This is a genomic window from Mucilaginibacter sp. (assembly GCF_039207105.1).
Lineage (GTDB): Bacteria > Bacteroidota > Bacteroidia > Sphingobacteriales > Sphingobacteriaceae > Mucilaginibacter.
In genome coordinates this window covers 36,117-49,795 of record NZ_JBCECK010000028.1, presented here as the reverse complement: position 1 = coordinate 49,795, position 13,679 = coordinate 36,117, and the positions used below count along the sequence as shown (strand labels likewise).

Sequence of the window (13,679 nt, the reverse complement as noted above, 5' to 3'; positions counted from 1 at the left end):
GTACACGCAACTCTTCTTCTGATGCCTGCAACATTTCTGTTTTGTTCATCAGCTCTTCGTTGGTAACACGCATTTCTTCCTGTTGAGCTTCCAGCTCTTCGGCCTGTTGCTGTGTTTCCTCAAACAGATCATGCATAATCGTACGCGCCTGGGCAGTGTTAATGGCAATGCCAATATCATTGGCTACAGTGCGGATATAATCTGTACTGGTAACGGCCAGTTCACCTGCATAAGCTACCTCCATTACGCCTTTCAATTTTTTATCAAAAAAGAAAGGAACTATAAAAGTTTCGGCAAGCACTTCTTTTACTACAGATGATTCCAGATCAAAGCGATCATTCAGTTTTCCCTTAACAACTGTAGCTTTTTGGTCGCGGGCCACCTGCCCTACCCAGCCTTCTGCAAGCTGAATGGTTTTCTTTAAAAAGTCGGGGTTATGAAAAGCATAGGAAGCGTAAAGCTCCAGCACATGTTTGGTATCGTTATATAAATAAAATGTTCCGGCAGCCGCTTTGGTGTAGGTACAAACCTCAGCTAAAATATTGGCCGAAAGTTCTTTTTCACTTTGCTGGCCCTGCATTTTTTCGTTAAGCAAGCCAGTACCGGTAAGCAACCAGTTTTTAGCTTCATTTTCGGCCAGTACCTTGCCCAGTTCAATATTGGCAACCTTAATTTCTTCCTCAATTTTTTTCTGCTTATCAAAAGTGGTTTGTATGTAAAAGAACAAAACCAGAATAATGATCAGGAATATTAACGAACCGCCTATAAGGATAATAACAGTTGTATTTGATGCCGATTGCGAACTTTGCTTACGTACCTGAAGAATGCTGCTTTCTGAATCAATGATACGGGTAACCAGGGTTCTGATCATGTCCATATTTTGCTTGCCGTCAAAAAACATGCGGTTGGCAAGCATAAAATCAAGACCCTTAGCCTCTCGACTATCGATATCGTTTTTAAGGATGATACGCTGAGCGGCAACATAGGTTGTTAACGAATCTATACGTTTTTGCTGTGCCAGGTTATCCTGGGTAAGATCACGTAAAGATTGCAGATCGACACTGATACGAGGTAGCGCCTCATTGTAAGGATCAAGAAACACCTTGTTGTTGGTGGCTCCGTAACCACGCATGCCCGTTTCGGCATCTATCATGTGCTGCAGCAGGTTATTTGATGACCTGATAACATTCTGGGTATGATCAACCCATACATTATCTTCTTCAAACTGGCGAATACTATTGTATGATAATATACCCACCACCAAAACAAGAATAATGGATACAACAAAGCCCGCTAAAACCTGCTGACGAAACGAAAATTTAAACATGCAGACGTATTATATTTGTTAGGGTACAAATATGTTCAAAAAAAACCTTTTTACTATGTAAAAAGGTCAATAAACATTTGAGGAATAATTTTTTAGCTGTTCGGCTCCGTGTTTTGAATGAAATTTTTAGGTTTACTTTTCAGTGCCCCACCAAGTGCAAACGCTACTCCGGAAAACAGCACATACCATCCCCATTTGAATTTAACCTGCTTAGCCAAAAAGGCTTCAAACTTATGAAAAGGAATAAAGCTAAAGGTAAAATGGATTTTCAGGAAAGCCGCAATAAGCAGCATAACCACCAAACCTGCGGAAATCCATGCGGAGGTACGTACAATTTTTGCCTGGTTTAAAAATGATGCCGCAATACCTATAATGGCTGTTAACAACATCACCAATCCATAAGGCTGGTTAAGCTGGTATACATTCCAGTTAAACAACCCAAACGGGCGCAACAAGGGGCAGTACGTGCCCGCAAAGATCAATACAAAGCCAACAAACGATAAAATAGAACTGATACGCATAGGGAGTTATTAGTAGTGAGTTTTGAGTGGTGAGTAATTAGTCTGATGACGAAATACTCAAAACTGAAAACTCAGAACCCAGAACTGAAATTTAATTATTGTTTTATCTCCATTTTATCGGCAAAGTGGGCACAGTAGTCGCGCAGGTCTTCTACAATATTTTTTTCGCCGGTGGCGCGTAAAAAGCTATCGCCCATAGTTTGCAGGGTTTCATAAAAAAAGCGTTTCATTTCATCAACCGGCATATCTTTAGTCCAAAGGTCAATACGCAGGGTGTTTTTATAGCTCGGATCCCAAAGGGCCAGCATAAATGATTTTACCGGTAACGCTTCTTTATTAGCAGCATCGGTTGATTCCCACATAATGGTTTCCGGAACGTTATTATCGTCAAGGTTAACAGTCAGTTTTATTTCAGCAGTTTTCATTATTGAATTTTCTTTTTTATCTAAATTATTTCAGCCCGCAAGTATCTCATTTTTAGTCGAGCGAGTTTATAATGCTTTTGTAATTTTTAACACAGCCTCGTGCAGGCAGTAAGCTTAGGAAGTTTTATCTAACAATCAAAAATATGATAACCACCAGGGCAATAAAGCAAAGCTCCACTATCCATAGTTTTTTCAGCTCGGCAAAAAAGTTGCGGAATATCAGATCCAGAAAAAACACCACAAAAGCAAACAGTATAAATATCCAGCCAATGGTGCCGCTCCAGTTTTCGAGCGGCCTACCCACAGAGTGAGCACCATATATCCAAATGTAAGCTGCAACTATAATAAAAAAGGTAGTAGCAAAATTTAAAGGAGTAATGCGGAGTTTCATCCGGAATAATTATTGATTTAATGATTTATTGAACTATTGTTTTTTATAAGGCAACTTCATCCGCACATCTGAAATCCGCACATCCGCACATTTGCCTGTTACCGCTTTTTTCTTGATGATGATCTGCCTTTAGAAGCGCTTTTCGACCCCGGTTTACCTGCTTTGCCGTAGCGCGCTTTTTCTTTAGCGGCATCAAATTTTTTACGCTGGTTCAGAGTCTTTTTTTCGTGAAAGGCACCCTTAAAATCAGGATCTTCCTTTCGCTTCTGCATATCTATTTCCTTGTTCTGCTCCTGCCTTTCATCGTACCCGGTCTCTTCAATAAACACATCGTCAGGTATTACAGATACGGGTATGCTTTGCTTGATCAGCTTCTCGATTTTTTTCAGGTAATATTCCTCAGCAGGGCCGCAAAAGGTAATGGCCTCGCCAGATTGCAGCGCCCTACCTGTACGACCAATCCGGTGCACGTAATCTTCAATAACCACGGGCACATCAAAGTTGATCACATGGCTTACATCGCTCACATCAATACCCCGGGATGCCACATCGGTAGCCACCAACATTTTCACTTCATCATTCTTAAACGAATTAATAGAGTTGATACGGGTGTTTTGCCCTTTATTGGCGTGCAGCACGCGCACTTCATTTTCGCCAAATTTACGCAGCAAAAATTTGTACACATCTTCGGCCACTATGCGGGTTTTACAAAATACAATAAGCTTGGTAATATCGCCTTCCTGGTCAAGCAGCTTTTTGAGCAGGTTTATTTTGGTTTTATTATTAGGCACATGGTACAAATGCTGATTCACAGTTTGCGCCGGGGTAGCCTGCGGAGTTACCTCAATAATGGTTGGATACTCCAAAAAATTAGTAGACAGCTCATACACCTTATCGCTCATGGTAGCAGAAAACAGCAGGTTTTGCCTTTTAACAGGTACAACCTCGAGTATACGGTTTATCTGGGGCATAAAGCCCATATCCATCATTTTATCGGCCTCGTCCAACACCAATACCTGTAGGGTTTTAGTTACAATATGGCCCGCCAGGTAAATATCCATAAAGCGGCCCGGAGTGGCTACAATAATATCAACCCCTTTATTAATTTGCTCTATTTGTGTTTTGGGGCCTAATCCGCCATAAAGCACCACCACGCGCAAATCGGTATTTGCGGCAAAGGTTTTTACATTTTCCTCGATCTGCATGGCCAGCTCGCGCGTTGGCGAAACAATGAGTGCCCGCGGATTTTCGCCCTGGGCATACTTTAGCTTCATGATAATAGGCAATACATAAGCGGCCGTTTTACCGGTACCTGTTTGCGCTATACCCATCACATCCTGCCCGTTTAAAATTGGCGGGATGGCCTTTTGTTGTATCGGAGTGGCTTCGGTATAACCGGCATCGGCTATAGCGTTCAGTATTTGCCGGTTAAAATTAAAATCTTCAAAAGTTACAGCCATGCCGCAAAGATAGGCTTTTTGTTGAAAGAGATTTGAGATTGGGATATGGGACGTGGGATTTTGTCTGAACCACGATTTTAAGGATTCAAGGATTACCATGATTTTGTATGAAAAAGATTATCAGAATCCTGTAATCCGATCATCTGTTTAATCCTGGTTCAGACAAAATCGCATCGACTCACCCTGGCATCGCTGCGCTTGCCATCCCTCTCTTCGCCTGCGGCGGAAAGAGGGAGCTTGAAAAACTGATTAAGGATAAAAGACAAAGGAGCAAAGAAAGTATTTTTTTCACTCTTTTTACTGCGAAGCTGAAGAGAGGGTGCCCGAGCGAAGCAAAGGGCAGGTGAGTCTTAACTGCCAGATCAATTCTCATTTTTATATCCTAAATTTGCCCCATTACTAAATCGAACATCCGAAATCCAAAATCAACCCTATGTCAACAATACTCATCAAATCAGCAACCGTAGTTAACGAGAATAAACAATATGTTACCGATATTTTGATCAAAGATGGGCTTATTGAACAGATTGATAGCAGTATTGACGCACATGCCGATGAGGTGATCAACGCTGAAGGTCTGCACCTGTTGCCGGGCTGTATTGACGATCAGGTTCACTTTCGCGAACCGGGTTTAACCCATAAGGCCAACATCCATTCAGAATCGCGCGCGGCCGTGGCCGGGGGTATCACCACTTTTATGGAAATGCCCAACACCGTACCCAATACCCTCACCCAGCAATTGCTGCAGGATAAATATGACATAGCGGCCCGCACTTCGCTGGCCAACTACTCGTTTTTTATGGGCGCATCAAACGATAACCTTGATGAGGTACTGCGTACCGATACCGCCAATGTTTGCGGCATTAAAGTGTTCATGGGTTCATCAACCGGGAACATGCTGGTTGATAATCCGCGCACGCTGGATAACCTGTTTGCACAGTCGCCCATGTTGATCGCGGTACATTGTGAGGATGAAGCAACCATTCAAAGTAACCTTGCCCATTACAAACAGTTACTGGGCGATAACATACCGGTAAAGCTGCATCCTAAAATCAGGAGCGCGGAAGCTTGTTATTTGTCATCATCACTGGCGGTTGAACTGGCTAAAAAGCACAATACAAGGTTGCATATTCTGCACATATCAACCGCGCTTGAGCCGCACCTTTTTGACAACAAAACCCCGCTAAAAGATAAGCGTATTACCGCCGAAGCCTGCGTACATCATTTATGGTTTTCTGATGTCGATTATGATACTAAAGGCAACTTTATTAAATGGAACCCGGCAGTGAAAACTGCCGACGATCGCGACGCCGTTTTGCAGGCTGTATTGGATGGCCGCATTGATGTTATTGCCACAGATCATGCCCCCCATACCCTGGCCGAAAAAGAGCAGCCTTACCTGCAGGCACCTTCCGGCGGGCCATTGGTTCAGCACGCGCTGCCGGCCATACTGGAGCTGCATCATCAGGGTAAAATAAGCCTGGAACAAATTGCCGAAAAGATGGCGCATAACGTAGCCACCTGTTTCCAGATAGACAAGCGCGGCTACATCCGTGAAGGCTACTGGGCCGACCTTGTACTGGTGAATTTGAACAAACCCTGGAGCGTAAATAAGAGCAATATTTTATACCACTGTGGCTGGAGCCCGTTTGAAGGAACTACCTTCCGTTCACAAATAGCCTACACTTTGGTATCCGGAAATATCGCCTACGCTAACGGAAGCTTAATTGAAGGTAAAGCTGGCAAACGATTGAATTTTAACAGGTAATAAATTTTTAATTTTCCAATTACAGAAATTTCTGTAAAGAAAAAAAACCGTTTTGTCATTGCTGTAAGGAGGAACGACGAAGCAATCGCGAACTATGCAAATTTCCCTGTAAAGTTCGCGATTGCCACGCTACGCTCGCAATGACAGAATTCCACTTGTCATTGCTGTAAGGAGGAACGACGAAGCAATCGCGAACAATATAGATTCCCTATAAAGTTCGCGATTGCCGCGCTACGTTCGCAATGACAAAAGTTTCAGAGTCTCTATCGAGCCACCCCTACATATATCTCCACCCGGGCACTCTCGGGATTGTGGGCTTTAATTCCATACACATCAAAATCGGCAATGTATTGGCGGTTGCGGCAGGTATCCCAAATGTGCTGCCATGTTTGGCCAACCCGGTTGGGCAGCCAGCTTTTGGCTGTGTATTTAACGTAAGTTCCGGGCGATACCACATGACTTACCAACCCGACCGGAATGTTATCAAGCGAGTTTACCCGGCAGCCCAGTATAGCCGTATAAGGGCCTGTATGGTCTGTTTCATAATCGGTATATACGCAGTACACCTCGTCGCCAGTCCTATCCACAATCCGTGTTAAAATATTGTTATCCATAAAGCGGCACCAAAGCTCTTCAATATCTTTTGCCGCCTGACCATCTTGGTTGGTGGTACGTACAGAGATTCCCAGCAAAAAGAAACCATTTATATGCATTCTGTTCATCATTCTAAAGTTATCACTTTTTGTTATATTGATTTTTAAATAGTTTTATACCAAAAATTTATAACCTTTATATAAATAAATTATTTAGTACAATAATTACTCTATCATTTTTCTTAAGCCAGCAAAAACACCCTGCCAATTTTGTTCCGAATGTTGTTTGGCTTCCTCATTTTTAATGTTATCCTGGGTTATAATCAGGCTGGTTTCTCCCTTATTTTCGGTAAGCGAATAAGTAATGGTTGCATAGTTTTCAGGCTTATCATCCGTTCCCGACATGCTGCTCCAATAGCTATATTTCAAAAATTTTCCCGGATCAATCTCCTGTATCGTGCCATGATCTTCATACTTCTTGCCGTCCCATTCACCGCTGAAAACAATGGGCTCCCCTACCCTCCAGCTTGATTGTAAATTGGTGCCAAAAAAGTACGCTTTTACCATTTCCGGATCAGTAAGGCCTTGCCATACTTTTGAAATCGGGGCTTTAAATTTTAATTCGGTAGTTAATTTGAGCTTTTCCATAGTGCAGTTTATTTGATGGTTTAATTACTAAAACACGAGCAAAAACATGGCCACAAAACCATGCTCTGTTATTCATGTTTAGCAAAGTAAATGCAGGAGAATGACAGCCCTATGTCAGCAGGAAAACCGGGGGTTAATTATTTCTTTGGGTTATGGCTGCGGCTATGGTTTTAACACGGTTTGCCAATTCTTGCGGTTGTTGAATTTCGGCCTGATCGCCAAACATCATGAACCACCGTGCAAACCCTTCTATCGAGGCGCTCAAGAAAGTCATTTCAATTTTATTACCGATAACTTTTTCAGACACAAAACCGCAGTAATATTTTTGATAATCGAGGTGATGGGCTATCTCCTTATCAATCCGGATCACTACTGTTTCCAGTTGTTTTTCCTGGGCTGTTTGGGCTATGTAAGCTTTTAAGGTAGGGTGTTTACTGCCGTTATAAGTTATGTCGCTGATAACGGCTTTTCGCATACGGTCAACCCTGAAATCGCGGTAATCGTTACGCAAACGGCAAAAAGCTATCAGGTGCCAAAAGCTGTCCAGGAAAAACACGCCAACGGGCTCTACATCGCGCTTGGTAAATTCCTGGCTATGGCCTGCGAAATAGTCAATACATAGCAACCGTTTTTGCACTATACTATCCAGTATGGTTTGGATATGATCCGTATTGTTGCCTGCCCGTTTCTGGCTATGGCTTTTTAAAACCTCAATACTGCTGTCCAGGTCTTCCAGGGCATCCTTTTCAGCAGTTTTCAGAATAGCCCGCACCTTATACATGGCCGACTGGTGATGCTTCATCGTGGTGGTATCGGTAAGCTTCTCCACAAACTTTTCAGCGGTTAAAAAGGCCGTGGCTTCCTCACGGGTAAACATTACCGGTGGCAAACGGTAGCCATCCATAATAGAATAACCTACACCGGCCTCGCCTATAAGGGGAATACCGGCCTCCTCAAGTGTTTTTACATCGCGGTATACGGTGCGTAAGCTGATATTAAAACGCTCGGCAATGTCAGAGGCTTTTACTACCCTGCGCGACTGGAGCTGTATCAAAATAGCCGAAATACGGTCGATGCGGTTCATACCATCAAATTAAGTAAAAAACAAGCTACATTTGGTGAAATATTTCATTTACACTATGGCTACCGAAAACAATGACAAGATCATCACATTAGAGACTTACTATGATGTGATGCTGGCCCATATTATGCGCACCAAACTGGAAGACAGTGGTATACCCTGCTTTATTGCCGACGAGAATACCATAGGCGCTAACCCTTTGTATAACCAGGCGGTGGGTGGTGTTAAACTGAAAATATTTGAACGCGATCTGGAAAAATGCCGTGAGATACTGGCCACCCAGGGTGATCTGCACGATCAGGATCATGTAGAAATTGATGAAGAACTGGACCAGGTTGTTATATGCCCATACTGCGCCTCAACCAATATTGGCCCCGCCGATCCGGGCAAATTCTCTATTTTTCTGTCAACCGTTTTTCCTTTTCATAACACCAAAGCCTGGCACTGTTTCAACTGTTTGCAGGATTTTGAATAAACCACTTACTAAATCAGCTTTTATAGCTGATTTTTTTATATTAGCCGTATGTATAACCGCCGTAAGTTCATTAAACTATCAGCCGCCGGGGCCTCGCTGGCAGCACTATCCAATTCAGCTTTAGCCAAAACAATTGCAGCAAAACCCGAAGCCACTTTACCCATCGTGATATCTACATGGGATTTTGGCATGATAGCCAATAAAGGTGCCTGGAAAGTACTTTCGGCCGGTGGTCGTGCGCTTGATGCTATTGAAGCTGGTGCAAGGATACCCGAAGCTGAGGATATCAGCAACCATACTGTTGGCCGCACAGGCCTGCCCGACCGGGATGGCCGGGTAACTTTAGACTCCTGCATTATGGACGAACTGGGCAATTGCGGTTCGGTTGCCGCTATGGAAGATATAGCTCACCCTATATCTGTAGCCCGCCTGGTGATGGAAAAAACCCCGCACGTAATGCTGGTTGGCGATGGCGCTACACAGTTTGCTGTTGAACAGGGCATGAAAAAAGAAAAACTGCTTACCCCCGAATCGGAAAAAATATGGAAAGAATGGCTTAAAAAGGCCAAATACAGTCCGGTTATGAACATTGAAAACGGCGGTAAACCAGGCGACAAATACAATCACGATACTATTGGTATGCTGGCCATTGACGCCAAAGGCAATATCTCGGGCGGGTGTACTACCAGCGGTATGGCTTTTAAACTGCATGGCCGCGTGGGCGATAGCCCTATCATTGGTGCCGGTTTATATGTTGATAATGAAGTTGGGGGCGCCACATCAACCGGTGTAGGAGAAGAGGTGATTCGCAATGTAGGCAGCTTTCTGGTGGTTGAATTGATGCGTCAGGGCTTATCACCAGAGGATGCCTGTAAAGAAGCCGTAAACCGGATCATCAAAAAGAAACCCGAAACCGCTAAACAAATCCAGGTAGGATTCTTAGCCATCAATAAAAAAGGCGAATACGGCGCTTATGCCATACAAAGCGGCTTTTCTTTCGCGGTTTGTAACGAACATCAACAGGACTTACTGATCAAAGGAAAGAGTTTTTATAAATAGAGCGGGGTGTGGGGTGCGGGGAGCGTTAATCCTGAATAGGTATGAAACGGAACTTTTAAGCCATCAAAATAAACCTAAATCAATAAAAAATTAATACTGAATATTTTAAGACTATGACAAACCCTGTTTCTCTTGAAGTTTGCGCCAACTCATTAGCATCCGCACTGGCAGCCCAGGAAGGCGGGGCTGTACGCGTTGAGCTGTGCGAAAATTTGAAAGAAGGCGGTACCACCCCCTCGGCCGGGCAAATATTGCTGGCCCGCAAGCTACTCCACATCAAATTGTATGTACTGATACGCCCACGGGAAGGCGACTTTTTATATAACGATCTGGAATACCAGATCATGCTGGCCGATATACGCTATTGCATTGAGGCTGGCTGCGATGGCGTGGTCATAGGTATGCTTAATGCCGATGGTACCATTGACAAGGAACGTTGCCTTGAGATGGTACGCCTTGCCAAACAATGGGGCTTAGGGGTAACCTTTCACCGGGCATTTGACATGTGTGCCGATCAATTACGGGCCCTTGAAGACATTATTGAGATAGGCTGCGAGCGTATACTCACCTCGGGCGGTAAAAGTACTGCTATGGAGGGCGCTACTACGATTAACCACCTGGTTGAACAAGCGGCAGGCCGCATCAGCATTATGCCCGGTAGTGGCGTGAGCGAAGCCAACGTGGCTGATCTGGTACATTTTACCGGCGTAACCGAAGTACACTCCTCGGCTCGCGGGCATGTAAAAAGCAAAATGGAATATCATAATGATCATATCGTGATGAGCACCGTTCCAGGTGATGAATACAGCATTGATGTAACTGACACCGGCCGGGTAATTGAATTGATCAGGCTGGCAAATAGTTAAAATATAATACCTGCCTTTGCGAAAAGAAGAGAATACTTACGAAGTTTTGAAAACTTCGTAAGTATTAATACAAGCTATGCAAATCTTCTCTGTACAGTTCGCGATTGCCACGCTACGCTCGCAATGACAAGTTTTTCCTTTCCCTTTTAAAAAATCGTAACCGGCAACACCAGCTCAATCCTATTTCGTCCGGTGCCACCGAAAAAGTCATTATCCAACAGGCGGCTGTATCTTATGCCAAAGGAAATGCTATTCTGGTTAAAAAACTTGGTATCAAAAAATACTGCTGCCCCGGTTGAACGGAAGTTTTGCTTAAAGCTGCCGCCGTTGGTAAAAAAGTTATCGGCCGTGGCGTGAGTGTAGTCAAAAAATAAAGCCCCGCGCAAACGCAATAAATAAACCAGGTTACCGAAACCTGCATCGGGATAGGCAAAGGGGAAATGGTAGTTTACACCTATCTTATTCATATCATCCAAATTTTCGGCAGTATAGCCCTTACTGAACGGGAAATTGTTAGAGAAACTGATCACATTGTTTTTCCCCTTTTCCTGATGGGCCACATTGATCACCAGGCTATGGTTGGTTACCAATCCCGGGAAATAAAAAGTACCGGATGCCAGGAATTGGGTAGAACCAACCCCGGTAATAGACGACTTATAATTTAAACTGATGCTTTGCGCCAGCTGGGGATATATATTTTGCTTAGCAGCCTGCGTTTGGTTACTAAACGAAATGTAATTATTGAGATAGGTGTAACTCCGGTCGGCAATTTTCAATGCGTTCCTTTGTTGAAAGCTGGTGCTGTTAAAATAAATATCAGAGCCAAAAGTTAAACCGGTTAAATGTTTGCCTGCACTAAAGCTGAGTGGCACCTGCAAACCGCCATGTACCGAAGTTTCGTTCCAATACACATAGCTTCCCCGGTAAAACTGCCGGCGATCCAAAGTATAATCAGCACCTGCGGATATGTAGGGGAACAGGGAACCATAAATAGCATCAAAACTAAATTGCTTATACCTTTCGTTGGTATTATAATCAAATGCTAACTGCGACTGGAAGGTATTCAGCACGTTTTCGCCGGTAATGGCAAAGGAATAGTTAGGATCGCTGATATTGGGGATGATGCTATGAAAGTTAAAGAGCCCATGTGCCTTGGAGTACGGGGTAACAGGCAGCGGTTTATTAACTACATCGGCCAGCATATTGGCGGATGAATCACGTGCCAATGCCGATATCTTCATATCCGGTAAGCCATGGGGGTACTGCTCGCCTCCATCTATCCATTTCAGTTCTTTTTTATCGGCCTCCGTTATTTGGTAACCAAACGCGGTAAAGCCAACCCATGCCATCTTATTATCGCTTATAGCAGGCTCATAATGCCCTATACCGGCATCATTGCCCGTGGGCAGTAATTCGTAAAAGCGATTATCAGCTTGCTTCAACACAAACAAGCGATCGTTAACGTCTTCAGCTTGCGAAAAGTAAATATCCTGATTTTTAACCTTTGTAAAACCAATAGGCCGGTAGCTAAAAGGGATTAAATATTGGGTACTCCCGCTTGCTATATCTATCAGCGCCAATGTCATTTTACCTTCGTGGTTACGCACAGCAGCTACCAGCTTATCATCGCCATAAAACTGCGGGTAAGTGTAAAACAGTTTTAGCGGGTTAGGCAGCATTTTAATTACCTTACCCTCCAGGTTTAATATGTGTAGCTGGCTTGCTCCTGATGAGGCCACTTGTACAACCACAATACTTTTACCATCGGCGCTAAAGGCGGGCGAAAAATATTTAGTTTTGCGGGTGATGCCGTGTTCTTTACCCGTATTTACATCCAGCAACATTAGTTCACTGTAGTTGCGGTAGCTCCACCTAAGGTCGGGCCGGTAAGCGGCATAAATCACTTTGCCGTCATGATAGTTAAAATAATTATCAAGCGATGATGAACGCGTGCTGATGCGGCGTTCGTGATTGCCAGATTTGATCACAAAAGCCGGGATATGATCATAGGTACTCTTCATGTAAATGAGCGTACTATCATTGATATACTCGGGATATTCCCTATCAGCATCAAAGTGACCGGCCGTTTTCGGAGTAGCCTTTACGTTGGCATCGGTTCCGCTAAACTGGTCTTTGAAATGATCGAGCCCTTCGTTTTTAAAAGTATTAAAATCGGTACCGGTATATTTTTTTATGGCCCTCTGAAAAGGATAAAAACCACCCTTAAAAGCAGCCGCGTCATGCGTAACCTTTTTCCAGAAATCGTCGCCGTATTGCTGCCTGCCATAAGCAACCAGCATATAGCCCAGCGGATAATGATCAGGTGTAAAATCCAGGTACGACCCGTTGCGCAGCTTCATATAGCTGTAGTTTCTGTCGGCTGCCCACAATGCTCTGTAACCATTGAAAAAATAAGGTAACCGCCCCCTGCCCTGTTCGCTTACATGTGTTTCGTTAAATACGGCATCGCCCTCAAAAAACCAGTTAGGTACCGATAAGTCGTTACCCAACGCCTGTCCTCCTTCGCCAAACAGAATCCGTAAAGCACGCGAAAGGCCTACATTAAAGTTATTGTACTGTTGTACGTGCCTAAACTCGTGAATGGCCAATTGCTGTGGCCAGGGCAAGCTGCCAATATCAAAACTATTCTGTTCGGGTGTTAAAAAAAACTCACTTCTGAAGGGTGCCAAACCCACATAGCCATTGGCAACAGTGGTTTGGTTTTGCAAAACAATGTTCACCTGCCTTTGCTTTAAACCGATGGTTGGCTTTATTAACCCGTTCATTTGCTGCACAATGTTGGCCACCCTGATACCGGCAGAATCCATCCCGGCCGGGAAAATAATACGCGCCGGTGGCGTATTTACCTGTTTCCATTTTAATGATGGCGGGTTGCCCCCAAATTCCTGTCCTTTGGCTATGCCAGCGGTTAGGATCAATGCCGGCAGCAGCAGTTTTTTCAGCGTTTTATTAACAAAGGGGTACTTGTTCATTGAGGGCTCAAAATAAGTATAATTTGGGGACTTTTGGATTATAGGACTTTTGGACAAAGGATTAAAAGATAA

Annotated in this window: 13 protein-coding genes; 4 read left to right on the top strand and 9 right to left on the bottom strand. The window is 43.9% G+C overall.

The features are described 5' to 3' along the window. From AAGC65_RS08480 to AAGC65_RS08460, 5 genes are all read right to left on the bottom strand, one after another. Positions 1 to 1,327 (bottom strand): CHASE3 domain-containing protein (locus AAGC65_RS08480; RefSeq protein WP_343112005.1); only part of this gene is annotated, 1,327 nt, incomplete at its 3' end. Between the two features lie 92 nt (positions 1,328 to 1,419). After that, positions 1,420 to 1,848, bottom strand: coding sequence for a hypothetical protein (locus tag AAGC65_RS08475; RefSeq protein ID WP_343112004.1), 429 nt, complete (start codon positions 1,846 to 1,848; stop codon positions 1,420 to 1,422). A 95-nt stretch (positions 1,849 to 1,943) separates the two neighbouring features. Further along, positions 1,944 to 2,273, bottom strand: coding sequence for a gliding motility protein GldC (gldC, locus tag AAGC65_RS08470; RefSeq protein ID WP_343112003.1), 330 nt, complete (start codon positions 2,271 to 2,273; stop codon positions 1,944 to 1,946). A gap of 124 nt (positions 2,274 to 2,397) precedes the next feature. Further along, positions 2,398 to 2,664, bottom strand: a complete 267-nt coding sequence (locus AAGC65_RS08465) for a hypothetical protein (protein ID WP_343112002.1) — start codon at positions 2,662 to 2,664, stop codon at positions 2,398 to 2,400. Positions 2,665 to 2,762: 98 nt separating this feature from the next. Further along, positions 2,763 to 4,124: a DEAD/DEAH box helicase gene (locus tag AAGC65_RS08460; protein WP_343112001.1), complete on the bottom strand. Its 1,362-nt coding sequence runs from the start codon at positions 4,122 to 4,124 to the stop codon at positions 2,763 to 2,765. A gap of 433 nt (positions 4,125 to 4,557) precedes the next feature. Between AAGC65_RS08460 and AAGC65_RS08455 the strand changes: the two genes are divergently transcribed. Then, positions 4,558 to 5,892 carry a dihydroorotase gene (locus AAGC65_RS08455; RefSeq protein WP_343112000.1) on the top strand — a complete coding sequence of 445 codons (1,335 nt, stop codon included), beginning with the start codon at positions 4,558 to 4,560 and terminating at the stop codon, positions 5,890 to 5,892. 263 nt (positions 5,893 to 6,155) lie between these two features. Here the strand turns inward: AAGC65_RS08455 and AAGC65_RS08450 are convergent, their stop codons facing one another. The 3 genes from AAGC65_RS08450 to AAGC65_RS08440 all read right to left on the bottom strand — a co-directional run bounded on the left by AAGC65_RS08450 (position 6,156) and on the right by AAGC65_RS08440 (position 8,217). Further along, complete coding sequence (locus AAGC65_RS08450; RefSeq protein WP_343111999.1) at positions 6,156 to 6,617, bottom strand: effector binding domain-containing protein; 462 nt, start codon at positions 6,615 to 6,617, stop codon at positions 6,156 to 6,158. A 93-nt stretch (positions 6,618 to 6,710) separates the two neighbouring features. Next, a complete protein-coding gene (locus AAGC65_RS08445; RefSeq protein WP_343111998.1) occupies positions 6,711 to 7,133 on the bottom strand; it encodes an SRPBCC family protein in 423 nt (140 codons plus the stop codon). Positions 7,134 to 7,266: 133 nt separating this feature from the next. Then, entirely contained in the window at positions 7,267 to 8,217 is a 951-nt protein-coding gene (locus AAGC65_RS08440) for a YafY family protein (RefSeq protein WP_343111997.1), read from the bottom strand. Between the two features lie 55 nt (positions 8,218 to 8,272). Between AAGC65_RS08440 and AAGC65_RS08435 the strand changes: the two genes are divergently transcribed. The 3 genes from AAGC65_RS08435 to AAGC65_RS08425 all read left to right on the top strand — a co-directional run bounded on the left by AAGC65_RS08435 (position 8,273) and on the right by AAGC65_RS08425 (position 10,614). Further along, the gene (locus AAGC65_RS08435) at positions 8,273 to 8,689 is read left to right on the top strand and encodes a DUF2007 domain-containing protein (RefSeq protein WP_343111996.1); all 417 of its coding nucleotides are present in this window, start codon (positions 8,273 to 8,275) and stop codon (positions 8,687 to 8,689) included. Positions 8,690 to 8,737: 48 nt separating this feature from the next. After that, positions 8,738 to 9,748: a N(4)-(beta-N-acetylglucosaminyl)-L-asparaginase gene (locus tag AAGC65_RS08430; protein WP_343111995.1), complete on the top strand. Its 1,011-nt coding sequence runs from the start codon at positions 8,738 to 8,740 to the stop codon at positions 9,746 to 9,748. 113 nt (positions 9,749 to 9,861) lie between these two features. Next, entirely contained in the window at positions 9,862 to 10,614 is a 753-nt protein-coding gene (locus AAGC65_RS08425) for a copper homeostasis protein CutC (RefSeq protein ID WP_343111994.1), read from the top strand. A 146-nt stretch (positions 10,615 to 10,760) separates the two neighbouring features. Here AAGC65_RS08425 and AAGC65_RS08420 read toward each other — a convergent pair whose 3' ends face one another. Next, on the bottom strand, positions 10,761 to 13,607 hold the full coding sequence (locus tag AAGC65_RS08420) for a hypothetical protein (protein WP_343111993.1): 2,847 nt from the start codon (positions 13,605 to 13,607) through the stop codon (positions 10,761 to 10,763). Between the last annotated feature and the right edge of the window lie 72 nt (positions 13,608 to 13,679).